Below are 20,551 nucleotides of genomic sequence, written 5' to 3'. Positions count from 1 at the left end.
AATAACAGGGTTGTGAATGCGGCCGCCGGCGGCGAGAGCAGCTTCCTGCACGCTGGCATTACATATGATCTTCGCAGTCCCTCCACGCCGGTACCCCGCCCATGATCCCTTTCTCCATCCTAGACCTCGCACCTATCCGTCAGGGCGGCGACGCGTCGCAGGCGTTCCGCAATTCGCTTGATCTCGCGCTACATGCGGAGACGTGGGGCTTCAAGCGTTTCTGGCTCGCCGAGCATCACAACATGACGGGGATCGCGAGCGCGGCGACTTCAGTCGTGATCGCCCATGTCGCAGGCGGGACGAAGACGATCCGCGTCGGCTCTGGCGGGATCATGCTGCCGAACCATTCGCCGCTTGTCATCGCCGAGCAGTTCGGCACGCTGGAATCGCTTTATCCCGGCCGGATCGATCTCGGCCTCGGGCGAGCGCCGGGCACCGACCAGTTGACCGCGCGGGCGCTGCGGCGCGACCTCGCCACCACGTCCGAGAATTTCCCGCACGACGTGCTGGAGCTGCAGGCGCTGCTCGGTGACGTGCAGCCGAACCAGGCGATCCGCGCCGTGCCGGGCATGGGGACGAAGGTGCCGCTCTGGATCCTGGGATCGAGCACCTTCGGCGCGCAGCTTGCGGCGATGCTCGGCCTGCCCTTCGCCTTCGCCTCGCATTTCGCGCCACAGATGATGATGCCGGCGCTGCGCGAATATCGCGCGCGCTTCGAGCCGTCGGCCCAGCTCGACAAGCCCTATGCGATGATCGGCGTCAACGTGTTCGCCGCCGACAGCGACGCGGAGGCGCGGCGCATGTTCTCCTCGCTGCAGCAGCAGTTCATCAACCTGTGCCGCGGCACGCCGGGGCCCCTGCCGCCACCGGTCGACGACATGGACGCGCTGTGGTCGCCGGCCGAGAAGGCCGGCGTGGGCCAGTCGCTGTCCTGCTCCGCAGTCGGCTCGCCGGACGTGGTCGAGGAAAAGCTGAAGGCGCTGATCGCCGAGACCGGCGCGGACGAATTGATGACCACGGGCCAGATCTACGACCACGCGGCGCGCCTGCGCTCGTTCGAGATCGCGGCCGAGGTGCGGGATCGGCTGGCGCAGCAGCCGGCGGTGTGAGGGCGATCGCAGCTCAACGGAGGTGCGCTCCCTCCCCCGCACGCGGGGGAGGGCTGGGGAGAGGGTGTCTCCACAATGGGACAATCCCCAAGAGCAATGAGCCCTCACCCCGCCCCTCTCCCGCAAGCCAAGCGGGAGAGAGAGTGCACCGTGATCGTGGCGAGCTTCGCGCGCTCTAATCCGGAAAGCCGAACAGCTTGGCCGGATTGTGCACCAGGATCTTTTCCAGCTCGGTCGGATCGGGCGCGTAGCGGTACATCAGTTCGAGCAGATCGGCATCGTTCGGCGGCTGCTTCACGGAGACCGGGTGCGGCCAGTCGCTGGCCCAGACGCAGCGGTCGGGTGCGGCCTCGATATAGGCGCGCGCGATCGGGATCACGTCGTCGTAGGGAGCGCCGGCCTTCGAGGTCTTCTCGCCGAGCGACAGCATGACCCAGAAATTGCCCTTCTTGAGCAGCTCCAGCATCTTGCGCAGGTTCGGATCGTCCTTGCCGGCTTCCGGATCGGGCCGCGCCATGTGGTCGATCAGCACGGGCACGTCGAGATTCTCGTACTTGGCGACGCTGGATACGATGCCATCCTTCTCCGGTTGGATCTTGACGTACCAGCCGAGCTCGCGGATCCGCGCGATGGCCCGGGCGAAGTCGGCGTCCGAGAGCACGGCACCGAGCTCCTGGCGAAAACTGAAGCGCGCGCCGCGCACGCCGGCCTCGTGCAGCTTGGCAAGATAAGAGTCGCTCGCCTCCGCGAACACCAGCGCGTTGGCGCAGCCGCGATAGTTCGGACCCATCGCGGCGAGGCCGTCGAGCACGACGGCATGGTCGGCGCCGTAGGTCGTGGTCTGCACGATGACGCCGCGCTCGATGCCGAGCGCCTTGTGCATGCGCAAGGCCGCCTCCCAGGTTGCGGTCGGCATCCGATAGGCGGCGCCGGGACGCTCCGGATATTTCTCGATCGGACCGAGCACGTGAAACTGGCTGTCGACGCTCTTCGGTGGCGGCGGCTTGCTTGGGCGGCGCGGATTGGGATCGAACGGCAGATAGGTCGGCATGCGCAAATCTCCTCAGTCGATCACGGCGGTGAAGTCGCACTGCACCAGCGCGCCGCCATCCATGTTGTCCATCGGCAGCGCGTGGCGCGCCGGGCGCGAGTGCTCGTCCGGAAACATCTTCAGCCATTCAACATTGACCGGACCGCGCTGCGTGCGGTCCTTCAGCCACACCGTCATCTTGATGATGTCGTCGGTGGTGCCGCCGGCGGCCTCCACCGTCGCCTTCATATGCGCGAACATGTTGGCGCATTGGGCGTCGAGACTCTCGGGCATCACGCCGGCCGCATCGCGGCCGAGGATGACGCCGGACATCACGAGATTGCCGATGCGGCAGGCGTTCGGAATCGGATTGGCGTGCTTGAATCCGCCGATATGGATGCTCTTGCGCCGTGTCATGGTACGCTCCCTGCTTGTTGTTGGTTCAGACGAACTGGCACGACACCGAGCCGAACGCGCCATAATCGGCATGGAAGGTGTCGCCGCGCCGGATGTCGACGGGCCGCGTGAAAGACCCCGCCAGCACCACCTCGCCGCTCGCGAGATGCTCGCCGTGTGGCGCGAGGCGGTTGACGAGCCAGGCGATGCCGTTGGCGGGGTGGTTGAGCACGCCGGCGGCAAGGCCGGTCTCCTCGACCTCGCCGTTGCGGAACAACAGTGCGCCGATCCAGCGCAGATCCGCATCCATCGGGCGGATCGGCCGGCCGCCGAGCACCAGCGCGGCATTGGCCGCATTGTCCGAGATCGTGTCCATGACCTTGCGCGTCTTGCCCGTCGCGGGATCGACGCGATGCACGCGCGTTTCCAGGATCTCGAGCGCCGGCGTGACGTAGTCGGTGGCATTGAGCACGTCGAAGATGGTGCAATCGGGCCCGCGCAGTGGTGCCTTCAGCACGAAGGCGAGCTCGACCTCGATGCGCGGCGCATGGAAGCGGTCGAACGGGATCGGCGTCGCATCGGCATAGAACATGTCGGCGAACAGCACGCCGTAATCGGGCTCATTGATGCCGACCGCGTTCTGCATCGCCTTCGAGGTCAGGCCGATCTTGTGGCCCTTGATGACGCGGCCGCGGCCGAGCTGGAGCTTGGTCCATGCGCGCTGTATGGCGTAGGCATCCTCGATGCTGAAGTCCGGATATTCTTTCGAGAACATCGGGATCAGCGCCTTGGTGCGCTCGGCCTCGTCGAGGCGCGCGGCCAGGCGTTCGATCGTCGCGGCATCCAGCATGATTTAACTCTCCGCGGCGACGGTGTTGCGCAGCACGCCGATGCGGCTCGATTCGACCTCGACGACGTCGCCGACCTTGAGCCAGCGCGGCGGATCGAAGCGTGCGCCGGCGCCGGTCGGCGTGCCCGTCACGATCATGTCGCCGGGCTTCAGCGTGGCGAAGGTGGAGAGATAGGAGATCAGGAAGTCGAACGGGAACATCAGCCGCTCGGTGGTGTCCTGCTGCCGCACCTCGCCGTTGACGCGGGTGACAATGTCATGCGGCCCGCGGGGGTCGAGCTCGTCCGCGGTAACGATCCACGGCCCGATGCTGCCGGAGCGGTCGAAGTTCTTGCCTTGCGTGACGTTGAACTTGCCATGACGCAGCCAGTCGCGAACCGTGCCCTCGTTGCAGAGCGTCATGCCGAAGATGTGCGCCCACGCCTTCTCGCGCGGGATGTGACGGCCGCCCTGCCCGATCACGATGACGAGCTCGCCTTCGTAGTCGAGCTGGTCGGAGACGTCAGGCTTCTCCAGCGGCTGGCCGGAGCCTGATATCGAAGACATGCTGCGCACGAACAGGCTCGGATATTTGGGCAGGTCGGAATTGTCTTTGTATTCGGCGTTGCGCTCGGCGTAGTTGACGCCGATGCACCAGAGCTTTTCCGGGGCGAGCACCGGCGGCAGCAGGACGAGATCTTCCAGCGCGTGATCCGGCTTCTGTCCGGCCGCGGCTTCCTGCGCATCGGCGAGCGCGTTCGCCGCGATCAAGGCCCGCACGTCGGAGAAGTCGCGGCCGATGCGTTTGGTCAGATCGACCACGCCGTCTTCAACGGCCGCGCCATAGCGCGGCTCTCCGTCCAGGAGATAGCTTACGAGTCGCATTGTCGTTTCCTCCAATGATTTTCCGGCGCAGGCCGGCGCGGCTGGCCGCGTGCTCAGTCTTTCGATTTGGGCGTCTGGAACACGGTGTTCAGCGTCACGATCTCGCCGAGGCGGGCGTAGCGTGGCCCGCCGATGCGCGCGATCGGGTCGAGCGCCTTGGTCTCGACCTTGCCGTCGTTGACGAGGCCGTCGCGCAAGTGGAACATCACGACCTCGCCGACAATGAGCCGGCTCTTGGCCTCGCCGAATTCGAGGCACTGACGGAAGCGGCATTCCATCGCAACCGGCGCCGCCGCAAGGCGCGGCACCTTGATGCGCTCGCACGGCACCGTCTCCAGGCCGAGATGCTCGACCTCGCTGATCTCAGGTGGATGCTCGACCGAGCTATCGTGCACCGCCGACATCAGCGGGGTATCGGCGATGTGGATCACATATTCCTCGGTATCGAGGATGTTGTGCGCGGTGTCCTTGTAGTCGGCGCCCTTGCGGCCGACGCTGATGGCGAGCATCGGCGGCTTCTGCGAGACGAAGGTGAAGGCGCTGAACGGGGCGAGATTGAGCACGCCCTTGCTCGAGAGGCTCGTCACCCACGCGATCGGGCGCGGCACCACGATGCCGGTCATCAGGCGATAGATGCGCTCGGCGCCGAGCTCGGTGGGATCGATCCGCATGCGATCAGTCAGCCTTGATGTTGGCCTTGCGCACGACCGGAATCCATTTGGCGTCCTCGCGCTCGAGATAAGCCTTGAACTCCTCCGGCGTCATCGCCGTTGCTTCGCCGCCGAGCTTCTCGAACTTGTCGACCACGCCGGGGTCCTTCAGGATCGCAACCAGCGTCTCGTGCAGCTTGTCCACGATCGGCGCCGGCGTGCCCGCGGGCGCGAACAGGCCGGTAAAGGTCTGGCCGTCAAAATCCTTGTAGCCGAGCTCGGCGAAGGTCGGCACGTCCGGCAGCGACTTCAGGCGATGCGGGCTGGTGACGGCGAGCGGGCGGAACAGGCCGGCCTTGATGTGCTGCAGGCTGACCGTGAGCTGGTCGAATGCGAACTGCACCTGGCCGCCCAAGAGGTCGTTGATGGCCGGCGCGTTGCCGCGGTAGTGCGCGGTGACCCATTGCAGGTCGAGGCTCGACTGCATCAGCTCGCTGAGCAGGTGGTTGGTGGTGCCGGGGCCGGGCGAGGCCATGGTCAGCTTGCCGGGCTCGCGCTTGGCGAGGTCGATGAATTCCTTGAAGGTCGTCGCCTGCACCGAGGGATGCACCTCGAGCACCAACGGCGTCATCGAGATGGTCGAGATCGGCAAAAAGTCCTTCTTCCAGTTATAGGCCTCGCGCTTGTTGATCTCGGTCGCGAACAGCACCGGGCCGTTGGCGCCGACGAACAGCGTGTAACCATCGGGCGCTGATTTGGCGAAGGCCTCGCCCGCGATCATACCGCCGGCGCCGGCCTTGTTCTCGATTATGAAGGGCTGGCCGAGCTTTTCCTGGAGCTTGTCGGCGATGATGCGCGCCGCGCTATCGACATTGCCGCCGGCAGGATAGGGCACGATCAGCTTGACGTTGCGCGCCGGCCATTGCTGGGCCGATGCAGGTCCCGCCAGCATCGCGGCGGCGGCAGCTATGGCAAACCAGATTAATCTCATGTTAACCTCCCGGCGGCGCTTCCAATTTCAGGTCGGTTGCCCTGACGGCAGGGCATCCCGACGGAAGCGCAATCTCCAGATGCGCGCTTTACCTGTCGAGCGAATTGTGGCGTTCTCGTCCATATTATGGACAGAGCAGAATCCACCCGCAGCGCGATGGAACCGCGGCAAGGCGCACAAACGATCCGGCGCGCGCTCGCGGTGCTGCGCATTCTTGCAGCAGGCCGCGAGGACGGCGTGCCGCTGGCCCAAGTCGTGCAGGCGACCGGCCTCACCCGCCCGACCGTGCATCGCATCGTCCACGTGCTGATCGAGGAAGGCATCGTCGAACGGAACGAGAAGAGCGGCCGCTATGCGATCGGCAATCAGGTGCCGGAATTGGCGCTCGCGCGTCCGCGGCCGTCGCGGCTGCTGGTCGCCGCCAATCCGTCGATGCGGCGCGCCTCCGCCGAGATCGGAGACACGCTGTTCCTGACGGTGCGGACCGGCAACGACACGCTGTGCGTCGATCGCAGGATCGGCGTCTATCCGATCCAGGTGCTGTCGATCGAGATCGGCGCGCGCCGGCCGCTCGGCGTCTCCAGCGCAGGCGTTGCCATCCTCGCGGCGATGCCAGCACAGGAGGCACGAAAGATCGTTGCAGCCAACGAGAAGCGGTTCGAGGCCTATCACACCGACGCCGCGACCGTGCTGGGCGAGGTCACGTCGGCGCGCAAGCGCGGCTACTACATGCGAGAGACCGGCCTCGTGCAGGGCACGAAATCGATCTCGATCTGGATCAAGACGCCTGACGGCCAGCCCGCCGCGGCAATGACGGTCTCCGCCGTCCGGACGAGGCTCGGACCACGGCGCGAGCAGGAGGTGGCGGAGATCTTGCTCCGCGAGGCGCGGATCATCGAGCAGGCGATCGGCTAAAGCGCGATCAGATTTGGATGAATCGTCATCGCGCCTTTAGGTTGTTGTTTACGCATGATGTTTCCGGAAAACCGCTTCGCACTTTTCCGGATCATGCCTTAGCGCTGACGGCGCTCCTTCGCCTCTCCCGCATTCGGGGCGAGGGAGCGCACCGCCATCGGCGCTGTCAATGGCTGACTTCACGCTCCGTTTTATGGCACAACGGCCGCCTCGCCGAATGACCAACGAGGCCACGCAATGCCCGCGCCGAAACCGCCTTCCTTCGAGACCCTGAGCCTGCATGCGGGCCAGCATCCGGATCCTGCGACCGGCGCCCGCGCGGTGCCGATCTACCAGACCACGTCCTACGTGTTCCAGGATTCCGACCACGCCGCCGCGCTGTTCAACCTGGAGCGCGCCGGCCACATCTACACGCGCATCTCCAACCCGACCACCGGCGTGCTGGAGGAACGGCTTGCTGCGCTCGAAGGCGGCGTCGGCGCGATCTGCACCGCGAGCGGCATGGCGGCGCTGCATCTGGCCATCGCCACGCTGCTCAATGCCGGCGACCATATCGTGGCGTCGAGCTCGCTCTATGGCGGCACTATCAACCTTTTGGCGCATACGCTGCCGCGCTTCGGCATCACCACAACGTTCGTGAAGCCGCGCGATCTCGGGGCGTTCCGCGCGGCGATCAAGCCGAACACGAAACTCGTGATCGGCGAGACCATCGGCAATCCCGGTCTCGAGGTGCTCGACATTCCCAAGGTCGCGGCGATCGCGCATGAGGCGAAGATCCCGCTCTTGATCGACAATACATTTGCCACGCCCTATCTCAGCCGGCCGATCGAGCTCGGCGCCGACATCGTGATGCATTCGGCGACCAAATGGATCGGCGGCCACGGCATCGCGATCGGCGGCGCCATCGTCGATGGCGGCCGCTTCGATTGGCGCGGCTCGGGCAAGTTCGGCGTGCTGACCGAGCCCTATGGCGGCTATCACGGCATCGTCTTCGACGAGCAGTTCGGCACGGCCGCCTTCATCATGCGCGCCCGCACCGAAGGCCTGCGCGATTTCGGCGCCTGCCTGTCGCCGACCAACGCGTTCCAGCTTTTGCAGGGCGTCGAGACGCTTCCCGTGCGCATGGACCGCCATATGCAGAACACGCATCTCGTGCTGGAGGCGCTGAAATCCAACAAGGCCGTCGACTGGGTGCTGCATCCCTCGCTCGAGGACCACATCGACTACCAGCTCGCAAAACAGCTGCTGCCGCGCGGCGCCGGCTCGATCGTCTCCTTTGGCATCAAGGGCGGGCGGCCTGCGGGCCGCAAGTTCATCGAATCGCTGCGCATGATCAGCCATCTCGCCAATGTCGGCGATGCCAAGACGCTGGTGATCCACCCGGCCTCGACCACGCATCAGCAGATGGACACCGAGCAGCTCAAGGCAGCCGGCATCGGCGAGGAGCTGGTGCGGCTGTCGGTCGGCATCGAGACCGCCTCCGACATCATCGACGATCTCGCGCAGGCGCTGCGCATCTCGCAAAAGGTCTGAACCATGAAGCTCTCCGTCAACGGCCTCGAGGTGTTTGTCGCGAACGGCGGCCGCGACTTCGACAAGTCCCTGCCTACCGTGGTTTTCATCCACGGCGCCGGCTTCGACCATTCGACCTGGGCGCTGCACACGCGCTGGTTCGCCTATCACGGCTTTGGCGTGCTGGCGCCCGACCTGCCCGGTCACGGCCGCTCGACCGGCCGTTCGCTCGGCAGCATCGCCGAGATGGCCGACTGGACGGCCGCGCTGCTCGATGCCGCGGGAGCTGCGAAGGCGCACCTGATCGGCCATTCCATGGGCTCGCTGATCTCGCTGGAGACGGCGGCCCGCCACCCCGACAAGGTGTCCGCGCTGAGCCTGGTCGGCACCGCCGCGACCATGACGGTCGGGCCCGATCTGCTCAAGGCCGCCGAAGCCAATTCGCAGGATGCCAACGACATGGTCTCGATCTGGGGCCTCGGCTTCAAGGCCGAGCTCGGCGGCAGCCTCGCGCCCGGCCTGTGGATGCATGGCGGCGCGCAGGCGGTGCTCAAGCATTGCGAGCCGGGCGTGCTGTTCAGGGATTTGTCGGCCTGCAATGCTTATGCGAATGCACTTGCGGCTGCTGCGAGCGTGAAGGTGCCGACGACGCTGATCCTCGGCGAGCGGGACATGATGACACCGGCAAAGGCGGGCAAGGCGCTTGCGGCAGCGATCCCGCACGCGAAGACCGTCGTGGTGCCGGGCGCAGGTCACATGATCATGGCCGAACGCCCGGATGAACTGCTGGCGGCGCTGAGGGCCTGATAGGATCAATCTCCCGCGTCGCGCGTTGCGGTCAGACACCCCTGTGACTGAAACGGGATTTTGACCCATGCCAAGACAGGAAATCATCCGCAAAGCGAAGCAGGACAAGCGTGCCGGCAAATCGGCGAGCACGCAGGCCGGCGAGTTCGTCAAGGACGAGATCGACAAGATCAGGAAGGGCAAGCACGGCGCGCGCTCGACCAAGCAGGCCATCGCCATCGGCCTGTCCGAGGCGCGCCGCGCCGGCGTCGACCTGCCGCCGCCGCGCAAAGGGCGCACCAAGAAGTCGACGCGCCGCAGCGCCAAATACGCCTATGAGGTCGGTCAGGGCAAACGCACGGCGAAGCGCCGGCCGAAAGTGTCGCGCGCCGTCGAAGGCGTGTTGAAGAAGGAGCCGCGCTCGACCGCATCGCGCAGCGCGCTGTCGAAGCAGGGCAAGCGCGCCGCAAGCCGGCGCACCGCAGCTTCGCGTTCGGCCGCTGCGCGGAAGGCCAGTCGCACCAAGGGCGCCAAGGCCCGCTCCGCTGCAGCACAGAAGGCGGCACGCACCCGGTCGCGCCGCCGGAGTTGAACAGTCGCGCGCTGGTATAGGCCGAGGTTGCGCTCTGGCGAGGCCCCTCAGGATGAGGCGGAACCGCCTCCTGCTCAAGAGCTTGGACGAAGACGGCCGCCACGAGCGTCATGGCCGGACTTGTCCCGGCCATCCACACCTGAGATCAGGTGGCGAACAGTTGGGAATTCGCGCGGCGACTCCGCTCGGAGAGCACGGCGCGGGCGGCCCGCTCGGCCTCGCGCGCCGAGCGGAACTGGCGGCCTTCGAGACTGTCGAACAGGCGCTCGGAGGAGAAGAAACGGAAGCCGCGCTCATCGCGGGTGATGATCCCGGCGGCACGATCGTGGATCTCGATGATGTAGGCGTTCGATAGGGCTTGGGACATGGCTGCTCGTTCGCCGAAGTTCGGCGTTCCTGTCTTGGGATTTCCGGTGTGCGGCGTTGCTAAGAGACGGTCAGCAACAACAGGCGCCTGTGGCCGCCGAGAAACAGCGCCGCGTCATGCACGCATGCATGTCGCCTCTGTTACGCTGGTGATCGGTTCTCATATCGCGGCTTCAGGCTCGAGGAGCAGTTTCGACGCGTCGAATATCGAGCGGTTGGCACAATTGGTCAATGAAATGGCTATCCATATTTGTCGTGAGCGCGCTGGTGCGCTTCTCCCGCGGCAAGAGCTGGCAGGCGGTTTCATCTCGCGATGAGTTCAACACGGCACGCACGGCCGGCATGGTACGCTTCCGGTGGGCGCAAGAGAAAAATCGGGAGATAACGGCATGGCAAATGATCTGAGGGGGCGCACCGCGCTCGTGACCGGCGGCTCGCGCGGAATCGGCGCGGCCGTCTGTCGTGCGTTGGCCGAAGCTGGTGCGGCCGTGGCGATCAATTGCCGCGAGCAGATCGGACAGGCCGAGCAGCTGGCCGGCGAGATCAGCAGGCAGGGTGGCCGCGCCATCGTCGTTGCCGCCGATGTCTCGCAAAGCGAGGCGGTGGCGAACATGGTCGAGCACGTCACCGGCGGGCTCGGCCCCATCGACATCCTCGTCAACAATGCCGGCATCGCCATCACGCGCGGCGTCGACGACCTCACCGAGGACGATTTCGACCGCACCATGCTGGTCAATCTGAAATCGGCGTTCCTGTGCACGCAGGCGGTGCTGCCGTCGATGCGTGCGCGGAAATGGGGCCGTATCGTCAACATCTCCTCGGGCGCGGCGCGCGGTGCTGGCTCGATCGGCCCGCACTACAATGCGTCCAAGGCCGGCATGGAGGGCCTCACGCGCGGCTATGCGGCGCGGCTGGTCAAGGAAGGCATCACCGTCAACGCGGTGGCGCCGTCGCTGATCGAGACCGACATGATGAGCGGTCAGCCGCAACTCGTCAGCCGCATCCCGCTCGGCCGTTTCGGCACGGCGGACGAGGTGGCGAAAGCGGTGATGCTGCTGGTCGACAACGCCTACATGACCGGGCAGACCATCGCGCTGAGCGGCGGGATGGCGTTCAACTAGTGTCCTGAACCAGAAGTTCGCAACATTGGTCCGTTTTGTGCCGGGGCATTGTATCGGCAGAAGCGCTCGATGGAAGCAAGGATGTCGTCAGCGGACTTGGTCCATCGGAATGGTTTCGGATCGGCATTGTGTCGTTCGATGAACGAGGTGATGTCCGCCCTGAGGGCAGCGACACTGCGATAGACGCCGCGCCTGATCTTCTTATCGGTAAGGAGCGCGAAGAAGCGCTCGACCTGATTGAGCCATGACGAACTGGTCGGAGTCAGGTGCACATGCCAACGCGGCCTTTTGGCTAGCCATTTCCGGATCAGCGGCGTCTTGTGCGTTGCATAGTTATCCATGACGAGATGGACGTCGAGTTCGCCCGGTACGGCGGCCTCGATCTCGTCGAGGAACTTGCGGAACTCGGCGGCTCGGTGGCGTCCGTAGCATTTGCCGATGACCCGTCCGGTCGCAATGTCGAGAGCGGCGAACAGCGATGTGGTGCCGTGCCTTTTGTAGTCATGGCTCCTTCGAGCCGGCTGACCGGGACGCATCGGCAGCATCGGCTGACTGCGGTCCAGCGCCTGGATTTGGGACTTTTCGTCTACACACAGAACGATGGCGTGTGCCGGCGGCGAGACGTAAAGGCCGACGACGTCGCGCACCTTGGCGACGAAGTTCGGATCGGTGGAGAGCTTGAATGTCTCTAGCCGGTGCGGCTGGAGCCCGAAGGCCCGCCAGATGCGTTGCACCGTTGACACCGACAGGCCGCTGGCCTTCGCCATGCCCCGAGAACTCCAATGAGTGGCGTTCTCGGGGCAGCTTTCCAGCGTCCGCACGATCACAGCTTCGATGCGGGCATCGTCAATGGTGCGCGGCGCCCCGGAACGCGGCTCGTCGTGCAGCCCGGCCACGCGCTGCTCTACAAAACGCTGCCGCCACTTGCCTACCGTTCCCCGCTCCAGGCCTAGCTTGGCCGCCACCTCCTTGTTCTGACCGCCTTCCGCGCAGGTCAGCACGATCCGGGCTCTCAGAGCCAGCGCCTGCGCCGTTTTCCGCCGCATCGTCAGCGACTGAAGTTCGGCAAGCTCATCATCGCTCAATATCAGGGGCGCAAGCCGCTGGGCCGACATCAGATCCTCCGTCGCTGTTACAGCCGCCATCTCTGGCACAGCGACGCGAATCTACTGCGAATCTACGATTGCGAACTTGTGACTCAGGACACTAGGGTGGTGCACACCCCGTATGGCCGGGCTTTGTCCCGGCCATCCACGCCTTACAGGTGGCACGAAGAACGTGGATGCCCGGGACAAGCCCGGGCATGACGATCATTAGAGCCGCAGGGTGGGCAAAGCGGAGCGTGGCCAAGTTCTGTCGCGATGTTGGACAGGTGGTGGGCACGGCGCAAGTGCGCCTTTGCCCACCCTACGATTCCGCAAGAGCGGGGCGAGGGAGACGAGAGAGCGGAGATCACCACATCGTCGCGGCCGCGCGCGTCGGCCAGATGCGGTCGTACTCTTCGCCGCCGACCTTGTTCTCGCTCATCTCGGCGAGGATCTGGCCCGGCGTCGGCAGCGTCCTGGGATCGATGCGCTTGTCGGAATTCCAGAGGTCGGAGCGGACGATGGCGCGGGCGCACTGGAAGTAGATCTCGTCCACCGCCATCACCATGACGCTGCGCGGCGCCTTGCCGTCGACCTTGAATGAATCGAGCAGGCCAGGATCGATCGAGAGATGGGCGCGGCCATTGGCGCGGACCGCGTTGCCGGAGCCGGGAATCAGGAACATCAGCGACACGCGCGGATCGCGCACGATGTTGCGCAGTGAATCGACCCGGTTGTTGCCGCGCCGGTCCGGCAGCATCAGCGTCTTCGGATCGTGGATGCGGACGAACCCGGGCAGATCGCCGCGCGGCGAGCAGTCGATGCCCTCGGGGCCGATGGTCGCGAGCGCCGCGAACGGCGCCTTCTCGATGAAGATGCGGTAGAGCGGAGTGACGTGGTCGGCGACTTTCACGGTCGAGGCGTCGTTGGTGGCGCCGTAGATGGCCTCTAGCTCCTCGACCGTATTGATCACGGTCATTCCACTCTCTCCTTGTTTTGCCGGCCGCTACTCGCGCCAGCCTTCGTTCCTGATCACCCGCACGAGCTGGCGGCTGTGGTAGTCCGCGCTGCCGGCGTTGAGGATGGTGACGTCCGCATTCGCCGACGCGTCGTCGACGCTGCGCGACAGGCGCGCCGCGATGTTGCCGTCGCTGTGACGCGCCCGCGCGGCGAGCCGCTGCGCCAGCACGTCCGGCGGGGCGGTGATCGCGACCACCACGACGTTCGCATAGGTCTTGCGGAGCGCGCCGATCACCGTGCGCGAGACGTTGACGACGACGGCGCGGCCGGCGCGGATGTCGTCGTTGATTTCGAGCGGCAGGGCGCGTAGCAATGCCCGTGCGCCTCCCAGTGCACGGCGAAATCGCCGTGGTCGAGCGCGCGGCGGAATTCATCGGAGCTCATCGCGATGTTGTCCTCAGCCGCTGAGGATTCGCGCGTCACGACGCGGCGCGGGAAGACGATGTCGTGATCCTCGACGCAGGCTGCTTGCGCGAGCCGCAACAGCGTATCCTTGCCCGCACCGCTCGGTCCGACCACAAGCACGAGCCGCCCCGGGCCGGTCGCGCCCGTCTCATCCTGCGCTATGGCCATCGTCTCGCTCATGCGACGCGGCGTCCTTCGCGCCAGACGCTGCGGACGACGGGAACGTCGCCTGCAACATGCACGCGGATCAGATCGGCGCGCTTGCCGGTCGCGACCTCGCCGCGGTCGGTGAGGCCGACCGCCTCGGCCGGCGCCTTGGTCACGGTGCGAACCGCGGCCGGCAGGCTGATCGCCGGCACATGCTCGGGCAATTGCAGCGCGGCCATCAGGAGGCTCGACGGGATGTAGTCCGACGACAGGATGTCGAGCAGGCCTTCGCGGGCGAGGTCGACGGCGGCGATGTTGCCGGAATGCGAGCCGCCGCGCACCACGTTCGGCGCGCCCATCAGGATGTCGATTCCGGCCTGGTGCAGGCCGCGCGCGGCCTCCAGCGTGGTCGGGAATTCCGCGACCGACACGCGATCGCGCACGGCGTCCGCGACGTTCTCCTCGGTGGTGTCGTCGTGGCTCGCGAGCGGAATGTTGTACTCGTGTGCCAACGCCACGATCTCGCGCATGTTGGCCGCGGCATAAAGCCTCTGATATTCGAAGCGCTTTGCGAACAGCTCGTCGAGCTCGGCATCGGTCTTGCCGCCGCCCTTGCCGCGGTAATAGTCGCGCAGCTTGACCTCGTCGCGGAACTGGCGCTGGCCCGGCGTATGATCCATCAGCGACATCAGCTTGACGTCGGGACGGTCGATCAGCTCCTTGGCCTCCTCGACCACGCTCGGCATCGGGATCTCGCAGCGCAGATGAAGGAAGTGGTCGGCGCGCAGCAGATTGGCATTGCGCGCGGTCGTGATCGCGGCGGCGAGCACGCCGGCCCGGCCGTCGACCTCCTCGGCGCCGTCCTCGCGCCAGACCCGGAGCGAGTCGAACACGGTGGTGATGCCTGAGGTCGCGAGCTGGCCGTCATAGGAGATGACGGCGGCGACCGGATTCCAGAATACCTTTGGCCGTGGCACGTAATGCGCTTCGAGGTGGTCGGTGTGGAGCTCGATCAGGCCGGGCATGATGAGGTCGCCGCCGGCGTCTTCTGCGTCCGCGGGCGCGGTCCCATCGCCAATCTCGGCAATGCGTCCGTTGGCAAGGGCGAGCCAGCCCTGCTCGATCACCCGGTCAGCCAGCACGATCCTGGCGTTGGCGATCAACGATTCCTTCGACTTCATTTCCATTCCCTTCAGGCCGCGGCGGCAAAGCTGGTGACGTCGACGATGCGGTCGGCGATCAGATGGCGGATTTCATCGTCATGGACAATGGCGACCATGGCGACGCCCTCGCGCTTCTTCTCGGCGACCAGCTCGACCACGACGGCGCGGTTGGCGGCATCGAGCGAGGCGGTCGGCTCGTCCAGTAGCAGGATCGGCAGATCCGAGATGAAGCCGCGCGCGATGTTGACGCGCTGCTGCTCGCCGCCGGAGAAAGTCGCAGGCGGCAGCTGCCAGAGTCTTGCGGGGATGTTGAGCCGATGCAGTAATTCGCCGGCACGGGCCTGCGCGTCGGCCCGGCTCATGCCGTTCACGATCAGCGGCTCGGCGACGACGTCGATGGTGGCGACGCGCGGCACGGCGCGCAGGAATTGGCTGACATAGCCGATGGTACAGCGGCGGATGTTCAGGACCTGCCGCGGCTCGGCAGTGGCGAGATCGACCACCGCGCCGCGATGGCGGATGCCGATGCGGCCGCTATCGCAGCGGTAGTTGCCGAAGATCATCTTCAGGATCGACGATTTGCCGGCGCCCGATGGCCCAGACAGCACGACGCATTCCCCCGGGGCGACCTGGAAGCTCACGCCGCGCACGACCGGCAATTCGATGCCGCCTTGCAGATGCATCGTGAAGGTCTTACCGGCGTCGGTGATGTCGATCATCGCGGTCATCGGAGAACTCATGTTGGAAGGCTTATGGCGGCAGAATCGAGGAGACGAGGAGCTGGGTGTAAGGCTCGCGGGGATCATCGAGCACCTGGTCGGTGAGGCCGGTCTCGATGACGCGGCCGCCCTTCATCACCATCACGCGGTGTGACAACAGGCGCGCGACCGCGAGATCGTGGGTGACAATGATGACAGCAAGGTGCAGCTCGGCGACGAGGCTGCGCAAGAGGTCGAGCAGGCGCGCCTGCACGGAGACATCGAGGCCGCCGGTCGGCTCGTCCATGAACACCAGCCGCGGCTCGGTGACGAGGTTGCGCGCGATTTGGAGGCGCTGGCGCATGCCCCCGGAATAGGTACGCGGCGCATCATCGATGCGCGCGGTGTCGATCTCGACGCGGGTGAGCCAGTCCGACGCAGTGTTGCGGATGCGGCCATAGTGGTTCCAGCCCACCGCCATCAGCCGCTCGCCGACATTGGCGCCGGCCGAGACCGCCATGCGCAGGCCCTGCGCTGGATCCTGGTGCACATAGCCCCAATCGGTGCGGAACAGGAAGCGGCGCTCGGCCTCACCCAGGGTCGTGAGGTCGCGGGTGATACCATCGCGCATCCGATACGACACCCGGCCGGCGGTCGGCGCGAGCTGGCCCGACAGCATCTGCAGCAGCGTCGATTTGCCCGAGCCGGACTCGCCGACGATCGCCAGCACCTCGCCGGGATAGAGCGCGAACGACACGTCGCGGCACGCTGCGATGCGGCCATAGGACTTGCCGAGGGATTCCGCCACCAGCAGCGGCTGGTCGTCTTCAAGCGTGTCGAGATCAGCCATGTGAACTCCCCTGCGCCTTCTCCTTGTACGGCGCGGCGCTGAGGCTGCCGTGATGGCCAGCGGCCTGGCGGCCCTCGCAATAGTCGGTGTCGGAGCAGACGAACATCCGGCCGCCCTTGTCGTCGGTGACGATCTCGTCGAGATAGGAATTTTCGGCGCCGCACAGCGCGCAGGGCGCGTTGAAGCGGTACGGTTCGAACGGGTGATCCTCGAAATCGAGCGACACCACCCGGGTGTAAGGCGGAATCGCGTAGATGCGCTTCTCGCGGCCGGCGCCGAACAGCTGCAGCGCCGCGCAATTGTCCATCTTGGGATTGTCGAATTTCGGCGTCGGCGACGGATCCATCACATAGCGCGCATTGACCTTCACCGGATAGGCATAGGCGGTCGCGATGTGGCCGAAGCGGGCGATGTCCTCGTAGAGCTTGACGTGCATCAGGCCGTATTCGGCGAGCGCATGCATGCGCCGCGTCTCGGTCTCGCGCGGCTCGAGGAAGCGTAAGGGTTCCGGGATCGGCACCTGATACACCAGCACCTGGTTCGCGCGCAGCGTCGTCTCCGGAATGCGGTGACGGGTCTGGATCACCGTTGCCTCGTCCGTCGCGGTCGTCGTGGCAACGCCCGCGGTCTTGGCGAAGAATTTGCGGATTGAGATCGCGTTGGTAGTGTCGTCGGAGCCCTGGTCGATCACCTTGAGCACGTCTTGGGGACCGAGGATCGCGGCCGTCACCTGCACGCCGCCGGTGCCCCAGCCATAGGGCATGGGCATCTCGCGGCTGGCGAACGGCACCTGATAGCCGGGGATCGCGATCGCCTTGAGGATCGCGCGGCGGATCATCCGCTTGGTCTGCTCGTCGAGATAGGCGAAATTGTAGGCGGGCGCGTTCATTCCGCGGCCTCCTTCATGGCATCGGGGGCGTTGGCGTCGGCAAACGCTCTGGAAAATTCTTGGCGGAGCTTGCGCAAGAGCCCGAGCTCGGACTGGAAGTCGACGTAGTGCGGCAGCTTCAGATGCTCGACGAAGCCGGTCGCCTGGACGTTGTCCGAATGCGACATCACGAATTCTTCATCTTGCGCGGGGGCCAGGGCCTCTTCACCCAGCTCGCGGGCGCGCAGCGCGCGGTCGACCAGCGCCATCGACATGGTCTTGCGCTCGCTCTGGCCGAAAGCGAGACCGTAGCCGCGGGTGAAGCACGGCGCTTCGGTCGCCGAGCCCTTGAACTGGTTGACCATCTGGCACTCGGTGAGCTCGATGGAGCCGAGCGGCACCGCGAAGCCGACCTCCTCGGCGAAGAATTCGACCTCGACCTCGCCGAAGCGGATCTCGCCGGCGAAGGGATGGTTGCGGCCATAGCCGCGCTGGGTCGAGTAGCCCATCGCGAGCAGGAAGCCTTCGTCACCGCGCGCGAGGTTTTGCAGACGCAAATCGCGATCCGCCGGAAAGTTCAGCGGCTCGCGGGTGAGATCGCCGACGGTAGCGCCTTCTTCGGCCGGCGGCGAGGATTCGATCAATCCGTCGCGGCCGAGAATGTCGGTCACGCGCGGCGTTGCCGCGCTCGAGGCTTCGGCCGTCGCGGGCGGCTCCGGCACGAAGCCTTCGGCAAGCGCAGGATCTAGCAGGCGATGCGTATAATCGAAAGTCGGACCTAAGATCTGGCCGCCGGGGATATCCTTGAAGGTCGAGGACACCCGCCGCTGAACGCGCATCGCGCCGGTGTCGACCGGCTCGCTGACACCGAAGCGCGGCAGGGTGGCGCGGAAGGCGCGAACCAGGAAGATCGCCTCGATCAGGTCGCCGCGCGCCTGCTTGATCGCGAGCGCCGCGAGTTCGCGGTCATAGAGCGAGCCCTCGCTCATGACGCGATCGACGGCAAGGCCGAGCTGCTCCGAGATCTGGTCGAGAGTGACCTCCGGAACGCTTTGATCGCCGCGCCTGGCATTTGCGAGCAGGCGATGGGCGTTCTCGATGGCGCGTTCGCCGCCTTTGACTGCGACATACATGCTTCAGCTTCCCTTGTTCGCGACGCGCGTCGTGCGCGGGATCGCAACCACGGCATCATCGGCGACCAGCACCACGTCGATGCCGCGCGGAAACAGCGTCTCGTTGAACTTCAGACGGTCGAATAAATCGGTCGGCTTGATCGAGGCCTGGAGCGTCGCGACGCCGTCGATACCGGGGCCGCGCAGCTCGAAGGCGCGGCCGGAATCGAGGCTCTCGACCTGGATGATCACCGTGGTCGAACGATCCGGATATTCATTGGTGCCGAGCGCGAAGCGCTCCAGCGCCGGCAGCAGGACGCCATCGCCGATCAGCGCGAAGCTCGCAATCGAGTTATCCTGGATCACCGGCGCACCGGTGTGGAACTTCAGCCACTTCGTCACGTCGGAGCTTTCCGCCAACCGCGCATCGAGCCAGAGCGGCGTGTCGTGATCGAACAGCGTGAGCGCGATCGCGGCCGTGCCGCGCATCATCATGCCCGGCGCGCCCGCCATCGGCACGATGCGCTGGACCGAGCCCGGCCGCGCCATCGCATCCATCACCGAGCGAAAGGTCGATTGGGCCGACAACACCTTGTCGGCGAACCCCGGCGGCAATTCCGCAATCGTGGTCATGGTCTCACCCCTCACCGCGCACCATGGTGTAGAAATCAACCTTCGTCGCGGCGGTCTCTTCCGCCACCTGCCTGCGCTCGACCATAAGCTGCTCGCGCAACGGCGCGATTACGTCGCGCTCGACGGCGGCGGCGAAATCGCGCGACTGCATCAGCGCATCGCACAACGCGATCAGCCGCGCCTTGTCGCCGTCGCGTCCGAGCGTGTAGCCGAAGCCGACCTCGCCGCTCGCAAGCCGCACCGCGGCACGCGACACCGTGGCTTCGCCGAGATTGAACGGCGCGCCGTCGCCGCCGACGCGCCCGCGCAGCATCACGAGGCCGTTCTCCGGCGCGCGCAGATCCCGATGATCGGGCAACGCGATAGCGCGGAGGCGGGCGGCGATCTCGCCCGCCTCCGCATGCGCCAGCACGGCCATCGCGGCCTGGCGCTGGGCTTGCTGGTTGTTGTGCTGGGTCACCTGATCCACCGAACTTTTCGACACAACTTGCCGAATCTAAGTTGTCTATGATAATAGACAACTTGATACGGAAGCGCCATGACTGTTTCGTGACAAACGTGTGATTTCTGGAGTAGGCTTTCCGGCGACATGAGTATGCAGGACACCGCCTCCTCAGGCGTCGCGCTGTGGCGCCTCGTCGCCGACGGCATCGAACGCGGCATTGCCGACGGCCGCTTTGCGGCCGGCGACAAATTGCCGGGCGAGATGGAGATCGCCGAAACCTATCGCGTGAACCGCCACACCGTGCGGCGCGCGCTCGCGGCGCTCGCCGAGCGCGGCCTCGTGCGCGCCGAACGCGGCAGCGGCACCTATGTCGAGGCGCAGAAGCTCGCTTATCCCTTGCGCTCGCGCACGCGCTTCTCCGAGATCGTCGGCGCCGAGGGCCGCGAACCGCATGGGCGGCTGATCGAGGCGACAGATGACGTGGCGACGCGCGAGCTGGCGCGGGAACTCGGCCTCAAGGCCGGCGCGCCCCTGGTGAGGATCGAGGCGATCCGGCTTGCCGACCGCACGCCGATCTGCGTCTCCACCACCTGGCTGTCAGCGGAACTGTTCCCCGGCGCCGGCGAGGTGTTCGCCGAGACGCGCTCGATGACGAAGCTGCTCGAGCATTTCGGCGTGCGCGACTATCGCCGCGGCGCGACGCGCATCACCGCGGGTATCGTCGATGCCACCGACGCCGCGCGGCTCGACCTGCCGCTGGGCCGGCCGATCCTGGTGGTGGATGCCACCGACCATGATCTCGGCGGCAAGCCGCTGGTGACCAAGCACTCGCGGTTTGCGGCCGAGCGGGTGGAGTTTCTGGTGGAGTCGTAGCGACTGTCTCCGCAAAACCGGAGCCGTAGGGTGGGCAAAGGCGCGACAGCGCCGTGCCCACCATCTTTGC

At 66.0% G+C, this 20,551-nt stretch carries 24 protein-coding genes and 1 pseudogene; 8 read left to right on the top strand and 17 right to left on the bottom strand.

Annotated features, from left to right (window positions below):
• The first annotated feature begins 101 nt into the window (after positions 1–101).
• Positions 102–1,109 carry an LLM class flavin-dependent oxidoreductase gene (locus ACVWY3_RS33150; protein WP_456842212.1) on the top strand — a complete coding sequence of 336 codons (1,008 nt, stop codon included), beginning with the start codon at positions 102–104 and terminating at the stop codon, positions 1,107–1,109.
• Between the two features lie 175 nt (positions 1,110–1,284).
• On the opposite strand, the gene ACVWY3_RS33145 is transcribed toward ACVWY3_RS33150, so the two are convergent.
• The 6 genes from ACVWY3_RS33145 to ACVWY3_RS33120 are packed head-to-tail and all read right to left on the bottom strand — an operon-like array spanning position 1,285 to position 5,890.
• Positions 1,285–2,160, bottom strand: a complete 876-nt coding sequence (locus tag ACVWY3_RS33145) for an amidohydrolase family protein (RefSeq protein WP_456842211.1) — start codon at positions 2,158–2,160, stop codon at positions 1,285–1,287.
• Between the two features lie 12 nt (positions 2,161–2,172).
• A complete protein-coding gene (locus ACVWY3_RS33140) occupies positions 2,173–2,556 on the bottom strand; it encodes a RidA family protein (protein WP_027561465.1) in 384 nt (127 codons plus the stop codon).
• A gap of 25 nt (positions 2,557–2,581) precedes the next feature.
• Positions 2,582–3,385: a 2-oxo-hept-4-ene-1,7-dioate hydratase gene (gene hpaH / locus ACVWY3_RS33135; protein WP_456842210.1), complete on the bottom strand. Its 804-nt coding sequence runs from the start codon at positions 3,383–3,385 to the stop codon at positions 2,582–2,584.
• Positions 3,386–3,388: 3 nt separating this feature from the next.
• Positions 3,389–4,249 carry a fumarylacetoacetate hydrolase family protein gene (locus ACVWY3_RS33130; protein WP_456842209.1) on the bottom strand — a complete coding sequence of 287 codons (861 nt, stop codon included), beginning with the start codon at positions 4,247–4,249 and terminating at the stop codon, positions 3,389–3,391.
• 53 nt (positions 4,250–4,302) lie between these two features.
• A complete protein-coding gene (locus tag ACVWY3_RS33125; RefSeq protein WP_283083537.1) occupies positions 4,303–4,920 on the bottom strand; it encodes a flavin reductase family protein in 618 nt (205 codons plus the stop codon).
• Positions 4,921–4,924: 4 nt separating this feature from the next.
• Positions 4,925–5,890, bottom strand: a complete 966-nt coding sequence (locus ACVWY3_RS33120; RefSeq protein WP_456842208.1) for a Bug family tripartite tricarboxylate transporter substrate binding protein — start codon at positions 5,888–5,890, stop codon at positions 4,925–4,927.
• 126 nt (positions 5,891–6,016) lie between these two features.
• Between ACVWY3_RS33120 and ACVWY3_RS33115 the strand changes: the two genes are divergently transcribed.
• The 4 genes from ACVWY3_RS33115 to ACVWY3_RS33100 all read left to right on the top strand — a co-directional run bounded on the left by ACVWY3_RS33115 (position 6,017) and on the right by ACVWY3_RS33100 (position 9,695).
• Entirely contained in the window at positions 6,017–6,805 is a 789-nt protein-coding gene (locus ACVWY3_RS33115; protein WP_456842207.1) for an IclR family transcriptional regulator, read from the top strand.
• Positions 6,806–7,042: 237 nt separating this feature from the next.
• Complete coding sequence (locus ACVWY3_RS33110) at positions 7,043–8,338, top strand: O-acetylhomoserine aminocarboxypropyltransferase (RefSeq protein ID WP_456842206.1); 1,296 nt, start codon at positions 7,043–7,045, stop codon at positions 8,336–8,338.
• 3 nt (positions 8,339–8,341) lie between these two features.
• The gene (locus ACVWY3_RS33105; protein WP_456842205.1) at positions 8,342–9,124 is read left to right on the top strand and encodes an alpha/beta fold hydrolase; all 783 of its coding nucleotides are present in this window, start codon (positions 8,342–8,344) and stop codon (positions 9,122–9,124) included.
• Between the two features lie 67 nt (positions 9,125–9,191).
• Positions 9,192–9,695 (top strand): DUF6496 domain-containing protein, encoded by a 504-nt coding sequence (locus tag ACVWY3_RS33100; RefSeq protein WP_456842204.1) that lies wholly within the window; start codon positions 9,192–9,194, stop codon positions 9,693–9,695.
• A gap of 145 nt (positions 9,696–9,840) precedes the next feature.
• Here ACVWY3_RS33100 and ACVWY3_RS33095 read toward each other — a convergent pair whose 3' ends face one another.
• A complete protein-coding gene (locus tag ACVWY3_RS33095) occupies positions 9,841–10,062 on the bottom strand; it encodes a hypothetical protein (protein WP_456842203.1) in 222 nt (73 codons plus the stop codon).
• Between the two features lie 230 nt (positions 10,063–10,292).
• Here ACVWY3_RS33095 and ACVWY3_RS33090 point away from each other — a divergent pair, with 230 nt between their 5' ends.
• Both ACVWY3_RS33090 and ACVWY3_RS33085 read left to right on the top strand, forming a co-directional pair.
• Positions 10,293–10,466, top strand: a complete 174-nt coding sequence (locus ACVWY3_RS33090; RefSeq protein ID WP_456842202.1) for a hypothetical protein — start codon at positions 10,293–10,295, stop codon at positions 10,464–10,466.
• Entirely contained in the window at positions 10,451–11,182 is a 732-nt protein-coding gene (locus ACVWY3_RS33085; protein WP_456842201.1) for an SDR family NAD(P)-dependent oxidoreductase, read from the top strand. Before ACVWY3_RS33090 ends, ACVWY3_RS33085 begins: the two co-directional genes overlap by 16 nt.
• Here ACVWY3_RS33085 and ACVWY3_RS33080 read toward each other — a convergent pair.
• The 10 genes and pseudogenes from ACVWY3_RS33080 to phnG all read right to left on the bottom strand — a co-directional run bounded on the left by ACVWY3_RS33080 (position 11,179) and on the right by phnG (position 19,632).
• Positions 11,179–12,297, bottom strand: a complete 1,119-nt coding sequence (locus ACVWY3_RS33080; RefSeq protein WP_456838572.1) for an IS630 family transposase — start codon at positions 12,295–12,297, stop codon at positions 11,179–11,181. The two genes, ACVWY3_RS33085 and ACVWY3_RS33080, sit on opposite strands and share 4 nt — an antisense overlap.
• 337 nt (positions 12,298–12,634) lie before the next feature.
• Complete coding sequence (locus tag ACVWY3_RS33075; protein ID WP_456842200.1) at positions 12,635–13,246, bottom strand: pyridoxamine 5'-phosphate oxidase family protein; 612 nt, start codon at positions 13,244–13,246, stop codon at positions 12,635–12,637.
• A gap of 27 nt (positions 13,247–13,273) precedes the next feature.
• Positions 13,274–13,872 (bottom strand): annotated as a pseudogene (gene phnN, locus ACVWY3_RS33070) (phosphonate metabolism protein/1,5-bisphosphokinase (PRPP-forming) PhnN).
• The gene (locus tag ACVWY3_RS33065; protein WP_456842199.1) at positions 13,869–15,026 is read right to left on the bottom strand and encodes an alpha-D-ribose 1-methylphosphonate 5-triphosphate diphosphatase; all 1,158 of its coding nucleotides are present in this window, start codon (positions 15,024–15,026) and stop codon (positions 13,869–13,871) included. The pseudogene phnN and the gene ACVWY3_RS33065 overlap by 4 nt, the downstream one beginning before the upstream one ends.
• A 5-nt stretch (positions 15,027–15,031) precedes the next feature.
• Positions 15,032–15,730, bottom strand: a complete 699-nt coding sequence (phnL, locus tag ACVWY3_RS33060; RefSeq protein ID WP_456842198.1) for a phosphonate C-P lyase system protein PhnL — start codon at positions 15,728–15,730, stop codon at positions 15,032–15,034.
• Between the two features lie 22 nt (positions 15,731–15,752).
• A complete protein-coding gene (gene phnK / locus ACVWY3_RS33055; protein WP_456842197.1) occupies positions 15,753–16,550 on the bottom strand; it encodes a phosphonate C-P lyase system protein PhnK in 798 nt (265 codons plus the stop codon).
• Positions 16,543–17,439 (bottom strand): alpha-D-ribose 1-methylphosphonate 5-phosphate C-P-lyase PhnJ, encoded by an 897-nt coding sequence (locus ACVWY3_RS33050; RefSeq protein ID WP_456842196.1) that lies wholly within the window; start codon positions 17,437–17,439, stop codon positions 16,543–16,545. The genes phnK and ACVWY3_RS33050 overlap by 8 nt, the downstream gene beginning before the upstream one ends.
• The gene (locus ACVWY3_RS33045; protein WP_456842195.1) at positions 17,436–18,551 is read right to left on the bottom strand and encodes a carbon-phosphorus lyase complex subunit PhnI; all 1,116 of its coding nucleotides are present in this window, start codon (positions 18,549–18,551) and stop codon (positions 17,436–17,438) included. Before ACVWY3_RS33045 ends, ACVWY3_RS33050 begins: the two co-directional genes overlap by 4 nt.
• Positions 18,552–18,554: 3 nt before the next feature.
• Entirely contained in the window at positions 18,555–19,163 is a 609-nt protein-coding gene (gene phnH, locus ACVWY3_RS33040) for a phosphonate C-P lyase system protein PhnH (RefSeq protein ID WP_456842194.1), read from the bottom strand.
• Between the two features lie 4 nt (positions 19,164–19,167).
• Positions 19,168–19,632, bottom strand: a complete 465-nt coding sequence (phnG, locus tag ACVWY3_RS33035; RefSeq protein ID WP_456842193.1) for a phosphonate C-P lyase system protein PhnG — start codon at positions 19,630–19,632, stop codon at positions 19,168–19,170.
• Positions 19,633–19,752: 120 nt separating this feature from the next.
• On the opposite strand from phnG, the gene phnF reads away from it, so the two are divergent.
• Positions 19,753–20,481 (top strand): phosphonate metabolism transcriptional regulator PhnF, encoded by a 729-nt coding sequence (phnF, locus tag ACVWY3_RS33030; RefSeq protein ID WP_456842192.1) that lies wholly within the window; start codon positions 19,753–19,755, stop codon positions 20,479–20,481.
• The last annotated feature ends 70 nt before the right edge of the window (positions 20,482–20,551 follow it).

It is taken from the genome of Bradyrhizobium sp. USDA 4486, from assembly GCF_054057995.1.
This window is presented reverse-complemented; position numbering and strand designations above follow the sequence as displayed.

Coding starts and splice junctions, on each gene's coding strand:
- ACVWY3_RS33150 (WP_456842212.1), top strand. CDS start 102: ATGATCCCTTTCTCCATCCTAGACCTCGCACCTATCCGTCAGGGCGGC.
- ACVWY3_RS33145 (WP_456842211.1), bottom strand. CDS start 2,160: ATGCCGACCTATCTGCCGTTCGATCCCAATCCGCGCCGCCCAAGCAAG.
- ACVWY3_RS33140 (WP_027561465.1), bottom strand. CDS start 2,556: ATGACACGGCGCAAGAGCATCCATATCGGCGGATTCAAGCACGCCAAT.
- hpaH (WP_456842210.1), bottom strand. CDS start 3,385: ATGCTGGATGCCGCGACGATCGAACGCCTGGCCGCGCGCCTCGACGAG.
- ACVWY3_RS33130 (WP_456842209.1), bottom strand. CDS start 4,249: ATGCGACTCGTAAGCTATCTCCTGGACGGAGAGCCGCGCTATGGCGCG.
- ACVWY3_RS33125 (WP_283083537.1), bottom strand. CDS start 4,920: ATGCGGATCGATCCCACCGAGCTCGGCGCCGAGCGCATCTATCGCCTG.
- ACVWY3_RS33120 (WP_456842208.1), bottom strand. CDS start 5,890: ATGAGATTAATCTGGTTTGCCATAGCTGCCGCCGCCGCGATGCTGGCG.
- ACVWY3_RS33115 (WP_456842207.1), top strand. CDS start 6,017: ATGGACAGAGCAGAATCCACCCGCAGCGCGATGGAACCGCGGCAAGGC.
- ACVWY3_RS33110 (WP_456842206.1), top strand. CDS start 7,043: ATGCCCGCGCCGAAACCGCCTTCCTTCGAGACCCTGAGCCTGCATGCG.
- ACVWY3_RS33105 (WP_456842205.1), top strand. CDS start 8,342: ATGAAGCTCTCCGTCAACGGCCTCGAGGTGTTTGTCGCGAACGGCGGC.
- ACVWY3_RS33100 (WP_456842204.1), top strand. CDS start 9,192: ATGCCAAGACAGGAAATCATCCGCAAAGCGAAGCAGGACAAGCGTGCC.
- ACVWY3_RS33095 (WP_456842203.1), bottom strand. CDS start 10,062: ATGTCCCAAGCCCTATCGAACGCCTACATCATCGAGATCCACGATCGT.
- ACVWY3_RS33090 (WP_456842202.1), top strand. CDS start 10,293: ATGAAATGGCTATCCATATTTGTCGTGAGCGCGCTGGTGCGCTTCTCC.
- ACVWY3_RS33085 (WP_456842201.1), top strand. CDS start 10,451: ATGGCAAATGATCTGAGGGGGCGCACCGCGCTCGTGACCGGCGGCTCG.
- ACVWY3_RS33080 (WP_456838572.1), bottom strand. CDS start 12,297: ATGTCGGCCCAGCGGCTTGCGCCCCTGATATTGAGCGATGATGAGCTT.
- ACVWY3_RS33075 (WP_456842200.1), bottom strand. CDS start 13,246: ATGACCGTGATCAATACGGTCGAGGAGCTAGAGGCCATCTACGGCGCC.
- ACVWY3_RS33065 (WP_456842199.1), bottom strand. CDS start 15,026: ATGGAAATGAAGTCGAAGGAATCGTTGATCGCCAACGCCAGGATCGTG.
- phnL (WP_456842198.1), bottom strand. CDS start 15,730: ATGACCGCGATGATCGACATCACCGACGCCGGTAAGACCTTCACGATG.
- phnK (WP_456842197.1), bottom strand. CDS start 16,550: ATGGCTGATCTCGACACGCTTGAAGACGACCAGCCGCTGCTGGTGGCG.
- ACVWY3_RS33050 (WP_456842196.1), bottom strand. CDS start 17,439: ATGAACGCGCCCGCCTACAATTTCGCCTATCTCGACGAGCAGACCAAG.
- ACVWY3_RS33045 (WP_456842195.1), bottom strand. CDS start 18,551: ATGTATGTCGCAGTCAAAGGCGGCGAACGCGCCATCGAGAACGCCCAT.
- phnH (WP_456842194.1), bottom strand. CDS start 19,163: ATGACCACGATTGCGGAATTGCCGCCGGGGTTCGCCGACAAGGTGTTG.
- phnF (WP_456842192.1), top strand. CDS start 19,753: ATGAGTATGCAGGACACCGCCTCCTCAGGCGTCGCGCTGTGGCGCCTC.